The sequence below is a fragment of the Bradyrhizobium lupini genome (assembly GCF_040939785.1).
Taxonomy (GTDB): Bacteria; Pseudomonadota; Alphaproteobacteria; order Rhizobiales; family Xanthobacteraceae; genus Bradyrhizobium; species Bradyrhizobium canariense_D.
Genome location: NZ_CP162553.1, coordinates 4,935,155 through 4,949,872 on the forward strand (window position 1 = coordinate 4,935,155; position 14,718 = coordinate 4,949,872).

Here is a 14,718-nt window from a genome sequence, read left to right on the forward strand (position 1 = left end):
CATGCCGGTCCCCATTCTCCTGGTGACGGGCTTTCTGGGGGCCGGCAAGACCACTGTCGTGAACCATCTGCTGGCGCATGCGGAGGGGCGGCGGATCGCCGCTGTGGTCAACGATTTCGGTGCGATCAACATCGATGCCGAGCTGATTGCGGGCGCGAGCGACGGCGTGGTCAGCCTCGCCAATGGCTGCATCTGCTGCTCGCTCGAAGGCGACCTGCTGCGCACGCTTGCGACGCTGCTGCGGCGTGATCCGAAGCCGGAATACATCGTCATCGAGACCAGCGGCGTCGCCGATCCCGCCGAGATCGTCCGCAATTTGATGGATCCCGTGATCCTGCGCGAAGCGCCGTTGGAAACGGTGCTCTGTGTGATGGACACGGCGACACCGCCGGCCGCTCTCGACGACGCGCTGCACCGTTCGCAGCTGCGCGTCGCCGACATCGTGGCGCTGAGCAAGCTGGATCTGGCGGATGAGGGTGCGGGCGCGCGTATCCGCGAGGCCATCCGCGCGCAGCGCGTTCCTGCCGTGGTGGTCGACGCGCAGCACGGCGAGATTCCATCCGCGCTGCTGTTTCCCGCGACCGTCGATCGTGCGCCCGCGCCGCGCAAATCCGGACCGAAACGTCCGGCAGAGCAACGCTTCGAAACGCTGAGCTGGACCTCGAACCAGCCACTTTCGCTGGCCCGCCTGCAGCAGGCGATCGGCCGACTGGCGCCAAAACTCGCGCGGGCAAAAGGCCTGTTCGAGACCGTCGAGCAGCCGGGGCGCCAGATGGTGTTTCAATTCGCCGCCGGCCGCGCCACGCTGGCCCCAGGCGAAGCGCCGACGCCGGGCGTGCCGTGCGCGCGGATTGTCTTCATCGTCGAGCTAGGCGTGCTCTCGAAGGCGGAGCTCGACGGGATCATGGAGACCTGCGTTGCGGATCGTTGAAGCTGCCGCTTCAGGCGAATTGTGCGATGCCGTTTCCAACGGACCAATTCTCCGCGGGCGCATCGAGGACGTTGACGAACACGTCCTCGGGGCGGAGGCCCGGTTTTTCGCCGAGCAGGTCCGCGATCCGCCGGTACAGGGCCTTCTTCTGCTCGGGGGTGCGCGAGGCGAACACGGTGATCTGGATCAGCACGGCATCGTCGCTGCGCGTGACGCCGTAGGCATTGCCGCAGCGGAAGTTCGCGGGCGAAAGCTCGCTGATGGTCATGAACTCGTCGCCTTCAGGGACGTTCAGCGCTTCGCGCATGGCGCGGTAGAGGCCGTCGAGGATCGCCTGCCGGTAGACTTCCGGCTTTCCGGCGCGCATCGAAATGTGGAGGAGAGGCATCGCGAAATCCTCATTGACGAAAGGGCGCATCGGCCCCAGTTTGTTTTTGACGCGGCGTCAAGAAATCATGTTTTTGACATCGTGTCAAATATGCTTGCTAGGAGCAAAGCTTGAGGCCGCGCGAGTTCGACCACGACGATGTCCTGCGTATCGCCTTCGACCAGTTCTGGCGCAAGGGCGTCCGCGGCACCTCGCTGTCGGATATCGCGCGCGACGCCGGTGTCCAGCGCGGTAGCCTCTACAGCGCCTTCGGCAGCAAGGAGGCGCTGTTCCTCCAGGCCTACGAGCGCTACGCGGGCGATTATCTCGTCGCCCTGCAAAAGGCGCTGGGTGCGGGCTCATTGCGAAAACGCCTCACCGCGTTCTTCGACCTGACCATCAGCAACTTCCGCGCCGGCACGCCCCCGCGCGGATGTCCGACGACGCGCGGGCTGATGGAGCTCGGCGCGGCCGAAGGCGAGGGGCTCGACGAGGAGGCTCGGCAGGCCTTCGCGAACCTCATCTCGCGCATCACCGTTCTGGTTCAGGAGACGTTGTCGGCGGGTGCGGCGCGCGGTGAATTCAACGGCAATTCCGCGTCCGCAGCGCTGCACATCATCACGGTGACGCGCGGCCTCGCCGTGCTCGAACGTGCCTTCGGCGACGAGCCCCAGCTGCGCAAGATCGCGTCCCACACCATCGATCTCGTGCTCGGCAGGAAGGGCGGCTAGGGGTCAGCAGACCGCGAGCGCGTTGACCGCCCGCGTCGTCACGGTCTCGTTCTCGTTGCCGACGAACTGGCAGACGACAGTTTGGAGCTCGCCCGGCTGCTTGCCGCGTGCGACCGCCAGCAGCCGCATCAATTCCGCCTCGTCCTTCGACAGGCGCCGGCACGATGGCGGCATGAAGCACAATTGGCAAGGCCGGCCGCTGCGCAGGATTCTGACCAGCGCGGCAACGCGTGCGACCAGCAGCGGACTGTCGGTGATGCCAGGCGCCTCGTCGGCAAAGCGATAGGCCGCCTCCCAGCAATCGGACGCGCCGGTCTCATAGGCGGCAGTGATGAACCGGAACAGCGAGAGCGTGACGCGGCCAAAATCATCGTAACTCTCGACGTCAGGCCGCGTCGCAAGCGCGGCCTGACGCGGACAGAGCCGCGCCTGGCCGGCTTCCGTGACAGGCACAGAGCCGCAACTATCCTGCATCATGCGCGATCCCGGTCAGTGCAACGTGGGGCTTCCGACCAGCCAGCTCTTCATCGCCATCGTCTGGTCATGGTCCAAAGATGGAACGTGCCGGTCGGGCAGGATGAGGCCCGCCATGCGGAAGACCGTTGCAAGCCCCCGCACGGGCGCGAGAGCCCAATCGGCGCCGACCGGCGGCAACCAGCATTCGAATTGCTCGCGCGCGATATCGTCACGCTCTTTCTGCGCGGCGGCGATCGCCCGCAACATGCCGTGCTCGCTGTCGGACATGCGCGGGCAGGTCGGGCAGTGCACCGCGATCGCCGTATGCGCCGTGCAGGCAAAGATCTCGATGATGGATTCCAGCGAAGGCACGGCGTCGCCCACGCCAAAATGGTCGTACACTTGCTGGATGTCGGCCGCGGTCGGAACGGCGCTTCCGCTGCGTGCCTTGGCCCGAAATCCCCAAATGAAGAGCCGTTCCGCTGCGCTTAGCGCCGGAAGGTCGAGAGAGACTGTGGCTGTCGATCGATGCATTGAGCCTCTGGTCTCTGGCTGCGCCCACGTCCCGGCAGGCGCCGATGATCTGCGCCGATCGTTCCGTCAGAGCCCGCTGCAAGTCAACGCTCGGAGGGGCGATGTCGAGGTCTTCTAGTTTTGAAGAGTTCGCATCTCGGATGCAGCCAGCCTCGCGAGCCTGCGAGCCGTCTGCGGCATGCCGGTAGGATGCATGGAGTTTTGCGGGGTGGGGGAACCCGAATGCTTAAAGCTTTGCTAAGGGGCGCGGGATAAACTGGCATATCAGCCTTCCAAATCTTGCGAGCACCGATGTTTTTCTCCCGCATCAGTTTCAAGCTGGTCCTGATTGTCGGCATCAGCCTCCTTGGCATGATCGCGCTGGCGCCGATCGCGCTTTCGACCTTGCGCGCGCAGATGATCGCCGATCGTCAGGCCAAGACGCAGCACTTGGTCGACGTCGGCTACGGCATCCTGGCGCACTACCAGAAGCTCGAGAGCGAAGGAAAACTCCCGCGCGAGCAGGCCCAGGCCGGCGCGATCGCGGAGATCAAGAGCCTGCGCTACGACAAGGTCGAGTATTTCTGGCTGAACGACATGACCCCCAAGATGGTCATGCATCCGATCAAGCCCGAACTCGACGGCAAGGATCTCTCCGGGATGAAGGATCCATCCGGCAACGCGCTGTTCGTCGGCTTCGTCGACGTCGTCAAAAAGCAGGGCGCAGGCTTCTACAGCTACCTCTGGCCGAAGCCCGGCTTCGACCAGCCGGTCGGGAAAATCTCCTATGTGAAGGGCTTTGCGCCCTGGGGCTGGATCATCGGCACCGGTATCTATCTCGACGACGTCGACGCCGTATTCCGCCAGAATGCGATGACCTTCGCCCTGGTGTGCCTGGTCGTGTTCGTGCTCGTGCTCGGCGCCTCCTTCGTGATCGGCCGCAGCGTGACCCGGCCGCTGGCGAAGATCACCGCGCTCACCGAGCGCCTCGCCTCCGGCGACAGCGCGTTCGACGTGCCCCATACCGACCGTCGCGACGAGATCGGCGGGCTCGCCAAGGCGCTCGCCGTGTTCAAGGACAATGCGTCGGCGGTCGGCCGGATGCACGCCGAACAGCAGGAGACGAAGCAGAAGGCCGACGAGGAGAAGCGCAAGACGATGACCGACCTCGCCGGCAAGTTCGAGGCCAACGTTCAAGCCGTCGTCCGCGACGTGTTCAAGGAGGCGCGCGCGATGCAGCAGGCCGCGCAGGGCATGTCCGAGACCGCCGACAAGGCGACCGACCGTGCGAGCCTCGTCGCCACCGCCTGCCAGCAGGCATCGAGCAACGTGCAGACGGTGGCCTCCGCCGCCGGGCAGCTGTCGTCCTCGATCGCCGAGATCAGCCAGCGCGTCGCGCAGGCTGCAAGCGTGGCCGACAAGGCCGCCGCCGACGGTCAACGCACCAACGACACCGTGCAGGGACTTGCTGCAGCCGCGCACAAGATCGGCGAGGTCATCGACCTCATCAACCAGATCGCCTCGCAGACCAATCTGCTCGCGCTCAACGCCACCATCGAGGCGGCGCGCGCCGGCGAGGCCGGCAAGGGTTTTGCGGTGGTGGCAAGCGAAGTGAAGTCGCTGGCGAGCCAGACCGCGAAGGCGACCGACGAGATCGGCGCGCAGATATCGGCGATCCAGGCCGAGACCAACCAGGTGGTCGGCAACATCGACAGCATTCGCAAGACCATCATGGAGGTCAACGAAATTTCCTCGTCGATCGCCGCAGCCGTCGAGGAGCAGGGCGCCGCGACGGCGGCGATCGCGCACAGCGTACGGGAGGCCGCCTCCGGCACCGACCAGGTTTCGCAGAACATCTCGGGTGTGACCGACGCGACGGCGGAGACCGGCCAGGCCGCCGGCCTCGTGCTGCAATCGAGCGGCCGGCTGTCGCAGAAGCTGCAATCGCTGGAAGACGAGGTCAGTGCTTTCGTTGCGGGGGTACGGGCGGCCTAGTATAGCAGGAGAATGAGCGCGCGCATTCTCCTGATCAATCCGAACAGTTCTGTGGCGACCACTGAGATGATGGTCGCCATCGCGAGGTCGGCCGCCGTGGACGGCTTCGACATCGACGGCGCGACCGCAACGCGCGCGCCGCAAATGATCGTGACGCCGGATGCGCTGGATGCAGCTTCCATCGAAGTTCTGGAGATCGCGCAGTCGAACCGGCATGCATGCGACGGCATCATCGTCGCGGCGTTCGGCGATCCTGGGTTGGCCGGGATCAAAGCCGCGGTTAAACGGCCCGCGGTCGGTATCGGTCAGTCCTCCATGCTGGCAGCCGCCGAGAACGGCCGTCGCTTCGGCGTGGCGACCACGACGCCGCTGCTGGAATCGAAGATCGACGCCGTGCCGGACGCGCTGGGATTGCGATCGCGTTATACCGGCGCCCGCTTCGCCAAAGGCGATCCGCAAGACCTGATGGGCGATCCGGCGCGATTGCGTGCGGCGCTTGCCGGCGCGGTCGAGGCCTGCATCGCACAGGATGGCGCGGAGGCGGTCATCATCGGTGGCGGCCCGCTGGGCGAAGCTGCGTGCGAGCTTCAGCCGATGTTCACCGTGCCGATCATCGCGCCGATCCCGTCTGCCGTGGCGCGGATTATTCGCCTCATCACGGCGCGCGCGACCGACTGAAATTCCGGCCCGCGGGAACGGTCGTCGGGACCGCGTTCTTGCCCTTGACGGCCTCGGTTAAAGTGACGAAGCAGAACCATGGGACCTGCCGACCCGCGCTTGGGCACGCGGGCATGGAGACGCTGCATGTCGTTCAAGAAGCTCCTGATCGCCAATCGCGGCGAGATCGCCATCCGTATCGCGCGCGCCGCCGCCGATTCCGGCATCGCGACGGTCGCGATCCATCCCGCGGACGATGCGATGTCGCTGCATGTGCGGGTTGCCGACGAGGCCGTCGAAATCCCCGGTCGCGGCGCGCGGGCCTATCTCGACATCGAGGCCGTGGTCAAGGCGGCGAAGAGCGCAGGCTGCGACGCCGTGCATCCCGGCTACGGCTTCCTCAGCGAGAACGCTGCGTTCGCGAAGGCCTGCGCCGATGCAGGCATCGCCTTCGTCGGGCCCCAAGCCGCGGCGCTCGAGTTGTTCGGCGACAAGGTGGCGGCACGGCAACTGGCAAAGCGCTGCGGCGTCCCGATCATCGCCGGCACCAGCGGGCCGTCCTCGCTGGAGGACATCGCGGCGTTCTTCACCTCGCTCGGCAGCAACGCGGCGATCGTGATCAAGGCAATGGCCGGCGGCGGCGGGCGCGGCATGCGCGTGGTCGAGCGCGCTGCCGATCTCGCGGAGGCCTATGCGCGCTGCCAGTCCGAGGCCAAGGCCGCGTTCGGCTTCGACGGCGTCTATGCCGAGCGGTTGATCCGGCAGGCGCGCCATATCGAGGTGCAGATCATCGGCGATCGCGACGGCGCGATCTCCCACCTCTGGGAGCGCGAATGCACCATTCAGCGCCGACACCAGAAGCTGATCGAGGTGGCGCCGAGCCCGTCGCTCAGCGACGGCTTGCGTGGCCGTATCATCGCGGCGGCGAAGCAACTCGCCGTGGCCGCGTCGTTCGACAATCTCGGCACGTTCGAGTTCCTGGTCGACGGTGCCGCCGAAGACAGTTTTGCCTTCATCGAGGCCAACCCGCGGCTTCAGGTCGAGCACACCGTGACGGAAGAGGTGCTCGGCCTCGACCTCGTCCGCGCCCAGCTCGCGGTTGCTGCCGGCGCCTCGCTTGCCTCGATCGGCCTGGCGCAAGGCTCGATCCCGAAACCGCGCGGCTATGCCATGCAGTTGCGCGTCAACATGGAGACGCTGGACGAGCTGGGGGCGACGCACCCGACCGGCGGCGTGCTCGCCGTGTTCGAACCGCCGTCGGGTCCCGGCGTCCGCGTCGATAGTTTCGGGTATGCCGGCTACAAGACCAGCGCCGCCTTCGACTCGCTCCTGGCAAAGGTCATCGTGCATACGCCCGGTGAAGCCTGGCACGACGTGGTCGCCAAGGCTTCGCGCGCCTTGCGCGAGTTTCGGATCGACGGCGTCATCACCAACATCGCCTTCCTCCAGGCGGTGCTGGCGCATCCCGACTTCAGGTCCAACCGCATCGCGACCGACTTCATCGATTGCAACATGGGCAAGCTCGTCGAAGCCGCGGATGGCGCGGCCAAACCACTTTATTTTGCAGCGACGGAGCGAAACGGCGGTCCCGGCACCGAGGCGCATACGGCACAGACCGTGCCCGAAGGCACAGTGATGGTCGCGGCACCCTTGCAGGGGACCATTGTCACTATTCAGGTGAAGGAAGGCGAGGTCGTGCGCCCGGGCCAGCAGCTCGCCGTGATCGAATCCATGAAAATGGAACATCTGGTCATGGCCGAGCAGGGCGGCCGCGTCACGAAGCTACTCGCCGGCGACGGTATCACGCTGATGCATGGCGAGCCGATCATGTATCTGGAGCCGCTCGACGTTGCGGCGGACGCGTCGGCAACGGAAACCGATGTCGATCTCGACCACATCCGACCCGATCTCGCCGAACTGATCGCGCGCCAGGCCAACACGTTCGACGAAAATCGCCCAGCCTCGGTCGAGCGCCGCCGCAACACCAATCAGCGCACCGCGCGCGAGAATGTCGCGCAGCTCGTCGACGACGGCTCGTTCATGGAGTACGGCAGCCTTGCGATCGCGGCGCAGCGGCGCCGGCGCAAGCTCGACGATCTCATCAAGAACACGCCGGCCGACGGCCTCGTCATGGGCGTCGCGACCGTCAACGCCGGGAAATTCGGTCCCGAAGGCGGGCGCTGCATCGTCGTGGCCTACGACTACACCGTGCTCGCGGGCACGCAAGGCCACATGAACCACAAGAAGATCGACCGCATGCTGACGCTCGCGGAAGACTGGCGTGTGCCGCTGGTGTTCTATGCCGAAGGCGGCGGCGGCCGGCCCGGCGATACCGACCGGCTCGGCATGACCGGGCTTGATGGTCCGTCCTTCGTGCAGTTCGCAAGGCTCTCGGGTCTGGTGCCGGTTATCGGCATCGTCTCCGGCTATTGCTTCGCCGGCAACGCCGCGATGCTCGGCTGCTGCGATGTCATCATCGCAACCAAAAACGCCTCGATCGGCATGGGGGCCCCGCGATGATCGAAGGCGGCGGGCTCGGTGTCTATCACCCGGCCGAGGTCGGTCCTGTTACGTTCCAGTCGCCGAACGGCGTGATCGACATCCTCGTCGAGGACGAAGAAGAGGCAACATCCGTTGCGCAAAAATATCTGTCCTATTTCCAGGGTGCGGTGACGGACTGGCAGGCCGCCGACCAGCGCCTGCTGCGCCGCGCGATCCCCGAGAACCGCCTGCGCGTCTACGACATCCGCAGCGTGATCGACCTCGTCGCGGATAAGGAGTCCGTGCTGGAGCTGCGCCGCGACTACGGTGTCGGCATGATCACGGCGTTGATCCGTGTCGAGGGCAAGCCGTTCGGCCTGATCGCCAACAATCCGCGGCATCTCGGCGGTGCGATCGACGCCGATGCCGGCGACAAGGCCGCGCGCTTCCTCCAGCTCTGCGACGCCTTCGATCTGCCGATCGTCTCGCTGTGCGACACGCCCGGCTTCATGGTCGGCCCGGAAGCCGAGAAGACGGCGATCGTGCGTCACGTCTCGCGCATGTTCGTGACAGGCGCGAGCCTGACTGTGCCGTTGTTCGGCATCGTGCTGCGCAAGGGCTATGGGCTGGGTGCACAGTCGATGATCGGCGGCGGCTTCCACGCCTCATTCTTCACCGCGGCGTGGCCGACCGGCGAGTTCGGCGGCATGGGCCTGGAGGGTTACGTCCGCCTCGGCTTCCGCAAGGAGATGGAGGCGATCGCCGACCCCGTCGAGCGCGAGACTTACTATCGCAACAAGGTCGCCGAGCTCTATGCCAACGGCAAGGCGGTCTCGATCGCCTCCGTGTTCGAGATCGACAACGTCATCGACCCCGCCGAGACCAGGCGCTGGATCATGGCGGGCCTGCGCTCGGTGCCGAAGCCGCCGGCGCGGACTGGGAAGAAGCGGCCCTGTATTGATACGTGGTGAGGGCGGTGCAGCAATTCTGATTGCGCTTCGCCGCGTTCCCGGTTCCCGATTGACATCCCCGCCTGCGGTGCCAGACTTTGCACAATAATGCAGGGTGGAGACGTCCGCGATGGCCAGCCTTTCGGCCTCGAACCATGTCGCCCGTGTCTTGTCCGTCGCCAATCAGGTTACAGACCGCTTGGCCGACGTCGATGCCTCTTCGCGCATTGCCAATTCCTGGCGGCGCTGCCTGGTCAGCCACAAGCTCGATCCCGGCCGTCAGGGGCCGCCGCAGACGCTCACCGAAGCCGAGATCCGTCACGTCGCCGAACCCATGGAGGAGACGATCCGGCTTGCAACGCCGGAGCTCGACGACCTCGCCCGGGTACTGCGCGGTGCCGGCTATTGCGTCAACCTGGCAGACGTGAACGCAACCATGCTGTTCAGCCGCCTGCCCGGCGAGGCCGACGCACGACTATTCATGGACTGGAAGATCTACACAGGCTCGAATTTTTCCGAGGCCTCCGAAGGCACCAATGGGCTCGGCACCGCGCTCGCCGAGCAGAAGCCGATCCTGGTGCATCGCGACGAGCATTTTCGCGCGCAGTGGCACATGTTTTCCTGCGCCGTGACGCCGCTGTTTGACCAGGCGGGACGGCTCGCAGGCGCCGTGAACATCACCTCCTGCCGCGAGGACCTCGAACGCACCGTGCATCAGCTTGCGCTCGCGGTGACGATGGAGGCAACGCGGCGCATGGAGGGCGCGATCTTCCGCAGTCATTTCCGCAACGCCTGGATCGCGACCGTGCCGGGCGACGGCGGCAGCGGCCTGCTCGCCTATGACGACGATCGCCGCATCGTCGGCGCCTGCCGTTCGGCGCGCGCACTGCTGGGTCTCACCGACGGCTTGATCGCAGCCGGCATCGATCTGTCGCGCTATGTCAAATTCGACCATCCCGCCGCGCGCGACGCAGACGATCTCGTCGAGCTGCGCCGGGCCGATGGCAGTTCACTAGGGCACGGCCATGTCGCGCCGCCGCTGCGGGCGAGGGCCTCGACCCGTCCGCTCGCGCCGCGCCGCGATGCACCGGTCGATCGCTTCGATGCGCTGCAGCGGCTCGCCGGACGCGATCCCAGCCTGATCAGGAGCGTGAAGCGACTTAGAAGCATCGGCGATCGCAATCTGCCGGTGCTGCTGCATGGCGAGACCGGCGTCGGCAAGGATGTGTTCGCCCGTGCCATTCACGCAGCCGGCAATCGCGCACGCCACAACTATGTCGCGCTTAACTGCGCGGCGATGCCGGAAAGCCTGATCGATGCCGAGCTGTTCGGTTACGAGGCCGGCGCCTTCACCGGCGCGCGCCGCGACGGCTCGAAGGGCCTGATCGTGCAGGCCGACGGCGGCACGCTGTTCCTCGACGAGATCGGCGACATGCCGATCGCGCTGCAGACGCGGCTGCTACGGGTGCTGGAGAACCGCGAAGTCTGGCCGCTCGGCGCGCTGAAGCCCGTGCCGGTCGACATTCGCCTGATCAGCGCCACCCATCGCGATCTCGGTCGCATGGCCGAGGAGGGCGCCTTCCGCACCGACCTCTATTTCCGTCTGCGCGGCATGGAGGTGCGGCTGCCGGCCTTGCGCGAGCGCTCCGACCGCGACGACGTCATCCGCCAGATCGCGCGCGAGGAAGCGCCGAACTGCTCGCTCTCGGACGAGGCTTGGGGGCAACTGGCGGCCTATCCCTATCCCGGCAACATGCGCCAGCTCCGGCATGTGCTGCGGCTCGCCGGCTGCACGGCGGAGGACGGCGTCATCACCGATGCCGACCTCGATCTGCCGCCGTTTGGTGGAAGGGCGGCGGAGCCGGATTTGGCAGCGGCGGAGCGCGCTACGATCGTGGAGGCGCTGCGCAAGCATGGCGGCCGCGTGACGGAAACAGCGCGCGCTGAGGCTGAGCCGCGCCACGCTGTATCGCAAGATCAAAGCGATGAAGATCGAGACGGCGCAGTAGCGCTTTCTTTCTGCCCTCTCCCGCAAGGGGAGAAGGGAACGGCGGTGCGCTTGGCGCCGCTGCCTTAGGAAAAATCGCTCCAGCTCAGATGCCGGGAATCGAGATCTCCGACTGTGACGGTGCCGCGGATTTCGCGCGGGGCGTGGAAGCTGCTGCGCAGATACACGAGCGGCGCCGCCCCGTCGGAATGCGATGCGCCGCGCACCTCGCCGACGAAGATCGAATGCGTCTTGGTCTCGAATTCCTGCGCCAGCACGCAGTCGAATGCGGCGACCGCATCGCTCAGCACCGGCGCGCCGGTCACCCCGCGCGTCCACTCCCCGAACGCAAAACGGTCGTCGCCATTGACGCCCTTCTGGCCACTGAAGGTAAGCGCCAGGAGGGCGTGGTCCTCGTGCAGGAAGTTGATCGCGAACGCGCCTTCCTCGCGGATGCGCGCGTGCGCACTGGCGTTGCGGTTGACGCACACGATCAGGGATGGTGGCGAGTCCGACAGTGAGCAGGCCGAGGTCACCGTCAGCCCCGTGCGCTTGCCGTGCTCGGCGCCGACCGTCACCAGCGCGACCGCGCCGGCGCACTGGCGCATCGCCTGCTTGAAATTCTTAGCGTCGAAAGCACTGGCGTCCACCGTCACGCGGAAATCTCCGAAATGGATGTGGGTGCGGCACGATCGCGCCGCACCCGCGCCGGGTCAAGCCGCCTTCTTCGCGGAGCCGAGATGCTTCAGGCGCGGCATCACCTCGTTCTTCAGCATCGACAGCGAGTGATGCCAGGCTTCAGCCTTGTGCTTGTAGTCGAAGCCGAACACCAGCAGCACGCCGAAGCCGCCGACCTCCTCGTAGATTTTCTCGATTTTCTCGGCGACGGTCGCTGGCGAGCCGACGATCCAGTTCCGCTTGGCGCAATATTCGACGGTGACGTCGCTATCGGGCACGTCGGGCGCGTGCTTCAGATAGTCCTTGAAGCCGAAATGGCCGAGCAGCGGCAGGAAGTACTCGCCCATCATCCGGCCCATCATGTCGCCGGTCGAGAGCCGCCACGCTTCCTCGTCGGTATCGGCGACGAACACCTCGCGCACCAGCCGCCAATCGGCCCGGTCCGGCTTGCGCCCGGTCTTGGCGGCACCGGCTACAACCGAGATCCCAATGACTGCCGACATAGGCCGGGTTCAGGTTGAGGCTCATTGGAATGAAGCCGCGCTCGCCGGCGAGCTTCAGCGTGTCCGAGTTCTTCGAGAGCCCAGCGACGCCGATCGGCGGGTGCGGCGTCTGCAACGGCTTGATGTGGGGTTTCAAGAAGTCGAACATCGTGTCCGGCTTGGTCACCGTCCAGAATTTGCCCTTGTAGGTCCAGGGCGCGGGATCGCTCCACATCTTCAGAATGATCTCCAGCGCCTCGCGCGTCATGTCGCGGTTCTGTCCGCTCATGCCGTCGACATTGAACATGGCCCAGTCGCTCGGCAGGCCGCTCGCCGCGACGCCGAAATTGAGCCGACCTCCCGAGAGGTGATCGAGCATGGCGACGCGGTTGGCGAGCTCGGCCGGGTGGTGATAGGGCAGCAGGAAGCCGCCCGGCCCGATACGGATATTCTTGGTCTGCATCAGCGCCTGCGCGATCAGCAGATCGGGCGTGGGATTGGGTTCCCAGGGCGCGGTATGGTGCTCGCCGACCCAGGCCTCCTGATAGCCGAGCTCGTCGAGCCAGCGCATGACCTGCAGGTCCCAGTCGTTCCCTTCCTTCAGGCCGCACTCCGGCGGGTGCGAAGGCATCGTGAAATAGCCGATCTCCATGGGTTTCCTCATCTGATGTTGACGCGTCTTATTGCGCGGTTCACGGACGTGAGCAGGGTTGCTTGAGCAAGCGGTGTGCCACCGCTCCGCAAGCGGTGTGCCAGCGCTACAGCGGCTCAGTCCCGCGAGAAAACGCTGGTTTGCGGCGGCAATAGCCGATATCCCGTGGCGAATTTGCGGGCCGTCGTCTCATTGTCGCGAGACGGCGTCTTGCCGGTGAGACGAGGACGAGAACCGAGATGACCGAACCCGCTTACGTCGCGGTGGACTGGGGCACCAGCAGCTTCCGGCTCTGGTTGATCGATCGTACCGGCGTAGTGCTGGCCGAACGCCGCAGCGGCGAGGGCATGCTGGCGGCGGCAAAGACCGGCTTCGCGGCCGTGCTGCAATCCCATCTTGCCGCCGTCGAAGCACCAGCTCATCTGCCGGTTCTGGTCTGCGGCATGGCCGGCGCCAAGACGGGCTGGGTCGAAGCCGGATATGTCGATACACCCGCGCCGCTCGCGGCCGTCCTGGAGCAGGCCGCGCACGTGCCGGGCGAAGCACGCGATATCCGCATCCTGCCGGGTATCGCGCAGCGCGATACAAGAGCGCCGGACGTGATGCGCGGCGAGGAGACGCAGCTGCTCGGCGCGCTTGGTCTCGATGCCGCAGGTGAGGCGCTGGTCTGCATGCCCGGCACGCATTCGAAATGGGTACGCCTGAAGGACGATACGATCGCGCATTTCTCCACCTTCATGACCGGCGAGCTCTTCAGGGTTGTGTCGCGCGAGACGATCTTGTCGCTTGCGGTCGCAGGCGCCGAAGACGCCGAGGACGTCGCGAGCTTCAAGGCGGCGGTGAGAGCTGCGTATGAGGCGCCGTCGTTCGCGGCCAATTTTCTGTTCAGCGCGCGCTCGCGTCAGCTTCTGTTCGGGAGCACACCGGCCGCGGCGCGCGAAACGTTGTCGGGCACTTTGATCGGCATCGAGCTGGCCGCCGGGCTCTCCGGCGCCGTGCCGAAAGCAGGCATTACGTTGATTGCCTCGGGGCGGCTCGCGATGCTGTACAAGTTGGCTTTCGATGCGTTGTCGGTCACCGTGAACCCCGTCGATGCCGATGAAGCGGTCCGCCGCGGTCTGTCGATGGCGGCTGCCGCGATCTGGACGAAATGAGAGGACTGTTGAAATGAGCGTTCCCTTTCCGGCGATGAAGCGGCCACTGCTCGCGATCCTGCGCGGCGTGAAGCCCGAGGAAACGCAGGCCATCGTCGGCGTGCTGATCGAGGCCGGCATGACCGCGATCGAGATCCCGCTAAACTCGCCCGATCCGTTCCGCTCCATCGCCACCGCCGTCAAGCTCGCGCCGGCCGGCGTGCTGATCGGCGCCGGCACGGTGCTGACCACAGCGGATGTCGATCGGCTCAACGATGTCGGCGGCAAGCTGATGGTCTCGCCGAATGTCGATACGCAGGTGCTCACACGTGCGCACCAATACGCCATGGTCACGTTGCCGGGCGTGTTTTCGCCGACCGAGGCGCTGCTGGCCGCGCGCTCCGGCGCCTCTGGCCTGAAGTTCTTTCCGGCAAGCGTGCTCGGCGCGTCCGGCATCGCCGCGATCCGCGCCGTGCTGCCGGCCGGCGTGATGATCGCCGCCGTCGGCGGCGTCTCCGACCAGAATTTCGCGGAGTACATCGAGGGTGGCGCGACGGCGTTCGGGCTGGGCTCCAACCTCTACAAGCCCGGCATGACGGTAACGGACGTTGCCGCTCGCGCAAAATTGACGATCGCGGCCTACGATCGGGCGATTGCGAAAGACTGAAGCAGCAATAAACAAGCCGTGATGCCGTCACGGTTGCG

The 14,718-nt window shown here is 66.0% G+C and carries 10 protein-coding genes and 3 pseudogenes; 8 read left to right on the forward strand and 5 right to left on the reverse strand.

What is annotated here, in order from left to right; genetic code table 11:
• The first annotated feature begins 1 nt into the window (after window position 1).
• The gene (locus AB3L03_RS23435; RefSeq protein WP_026232568.1) at window positions 2-931 is read left to right on the forward strand and encodes a GTP-binding protein; all 930 of its coding nucleotides are present in this window, start codon (window positions 2-4) and stop codon (window positions 929-931) included.
• 10 nt (window positions 932-941) lie between these two features.
• Here AB3L03_RS23435 and AB3L03_RS23440 read toward each other — a convergent pair whose 3' ends face one another.
• Complete coding sequence (locus AB3L03_RS23440) at window positions 942-1,319, reverse strand: tautomerase family protein (protein ID WP_026232569.1); 378 nt, start codon at window positions 1,317-1,319, stop codon at window positions 942-944.
• A gap of 110 nt (window positions 1,320-1,429) precedes the next feature.
• On the opposite strand from AB3L03_RS23440, the gene AB3L03_RS23445 reads away from it, so the two are divergent.
• Entirely contained in the window at window positions 1,430-2,029 is a 600-nt protein-coding gene (locus AB3L03_RS23445) for a TetR/AcrR family transcriptional regulator (protein WP_368507099.1), read from the forward strand.
• 3 nt (window positions 2,030-2,032) lie between these two features.
• Here the strand turns inward: AB3L03_RS23445 and AB3L03_RS23450 are convergent, their stop codons facing one another.
• Both AB3L03_RS23450 and AB3L03_RS23455 read right to left on the reverse strand, forming a co-directional pair.
• Window positions 2,033-2,506 carry a hypothetical protein gene (locus AB3L03_RS23450; RefSeq protein ID WP_368507100.1) on the reverse strand — a complete coding sequence of 158 codons (474 nt, stop codon included), beginning with the start codon at window positions 2,504-2,506 and terminating at the stop codon, window positions 2,033-2,035.
• Window positions 2,507-2,518: 12 nt separating this feature from the next.
• A complete protein-coding gene (locus AB3L03_RS23455) occupies window positions 2,519-2,869 on the reverse strand; it encodes a hypothetical protein (RefSeq protein ID WP_231190281.1) in 351 nt (116 codons plus the stop codon).
• Window positions 2,870-3,310: 441 nt separating this feature from the next.
• Between AB3L03_RS23455 and AB3L03_RS23460 the strand changes: the two genes are divergently transcribed.
• The 4 genes and pseudogenes from AB3L03_RS23460 to AB3L03_RS23475 all read left to right on the forward strand — a co-directional run bounded on the left by AB3L03_RS23460 (window position 3,311) and on the right by AB3L03_RS23475 (window position 11,090).
• Complete coding sequence (locus AB3L03_RS23460) at window positions 3,311-4,993, forward strand: methyl-accepting chemotaxis protein (RefSeq protein ID WP_368507101.1); 1,683 nt, start codon at window positions 3,311-3,313, stop codon at window positions 4,991-4,993.
• 12 nt (window positions 4,994-5,005) lie between these two features.
• Window positions 5,006-5,671 carry an aspartate/glutamate racemase family protein gene (locus tag AB3L03_RS23465; RefSeq protein WP_247296136.1) on the forward strand — a complete coding sequence of 222 codons (666 nt, stop codon included), beginning with the start codon at window positions 5,006-5,008 and terminating at the stop codon, window positions 5,669-5,671.
• A gap of 126 nt (window positions 5,672-5,797) precedes the next feature.
• Window positions 5,798-9,102 (forward strand): annotated as a pseudogene (locus AB3L03_RS23470) (carboxyl transferase domain-containing protein).
• Window positions 9,103-9,211: 109 nt separating this feature from the next.
• A pseudogene (locus AB3L03_RS23475) lies at window positions 9,212-11,090 on the forward strand (sigma-54-dependent Fis family transcriptional regulator).
• 64 nt (window positions 11,091-11,154) lie between these two features.
• Here the strand turns inward: AB3L03_RS23475 and AB3L03_RS23480 are convergent.
• Together AB3L03_RS23480 and AB3L03_RS23485 are read right to left on the reverse strand one after the other, a co-directional pair.
• Window positions 11,155-11,724 (reverse strand): flavin reductase family protein, encoded by a 570-nt coding sequence (locus tag AB3L03_RS23480; protein WP_204512308.1) that lies wholly within the window; start codon window positions 11,722-11,724, stop codon window positions 11,155-11,157.
• 57 nt (window positions 11,725-11,781) lie between these two features.
• A pseudogene (locus AB3L03_RS23485) lies at window positions 11,782-12,880 on the reverse strand (LLM class flavin-dependent oxidoreductase).
• Window positions 12,881-13,119: 239 nt separating this feature from the next.
• On the opposite strand from AB3L03_RS23485, the gene AB3L03_RS23490 reads away from it, so the two are divergent.
• Entirely contained in the window at window positions 13,120-14,034 is a 915-nt protein-coding gene (locus tag AB3L03_RS23490; protein ID WP_368507102.1) for a 2-dehydro-3-deoxygalactonokinase, read from the forward strand.
• Between the two features lie 13 nt (window positions 14,035-14,047).
• On the forward strand, window positions 14,048-14,680 hold the full coding sequence (locus tag AB3L03_RS23495) for a 2-dehydro-3-deoxy-6-phosphogalactonate aldolase (protein ID WP_085360497.1): 633 nt from the start codon (window positions 14,048-14,050) through the stop codon (window positions 14,678-14,680).
• Window positions 14,681-14,718: the final 38 nt, after the last annotated feature.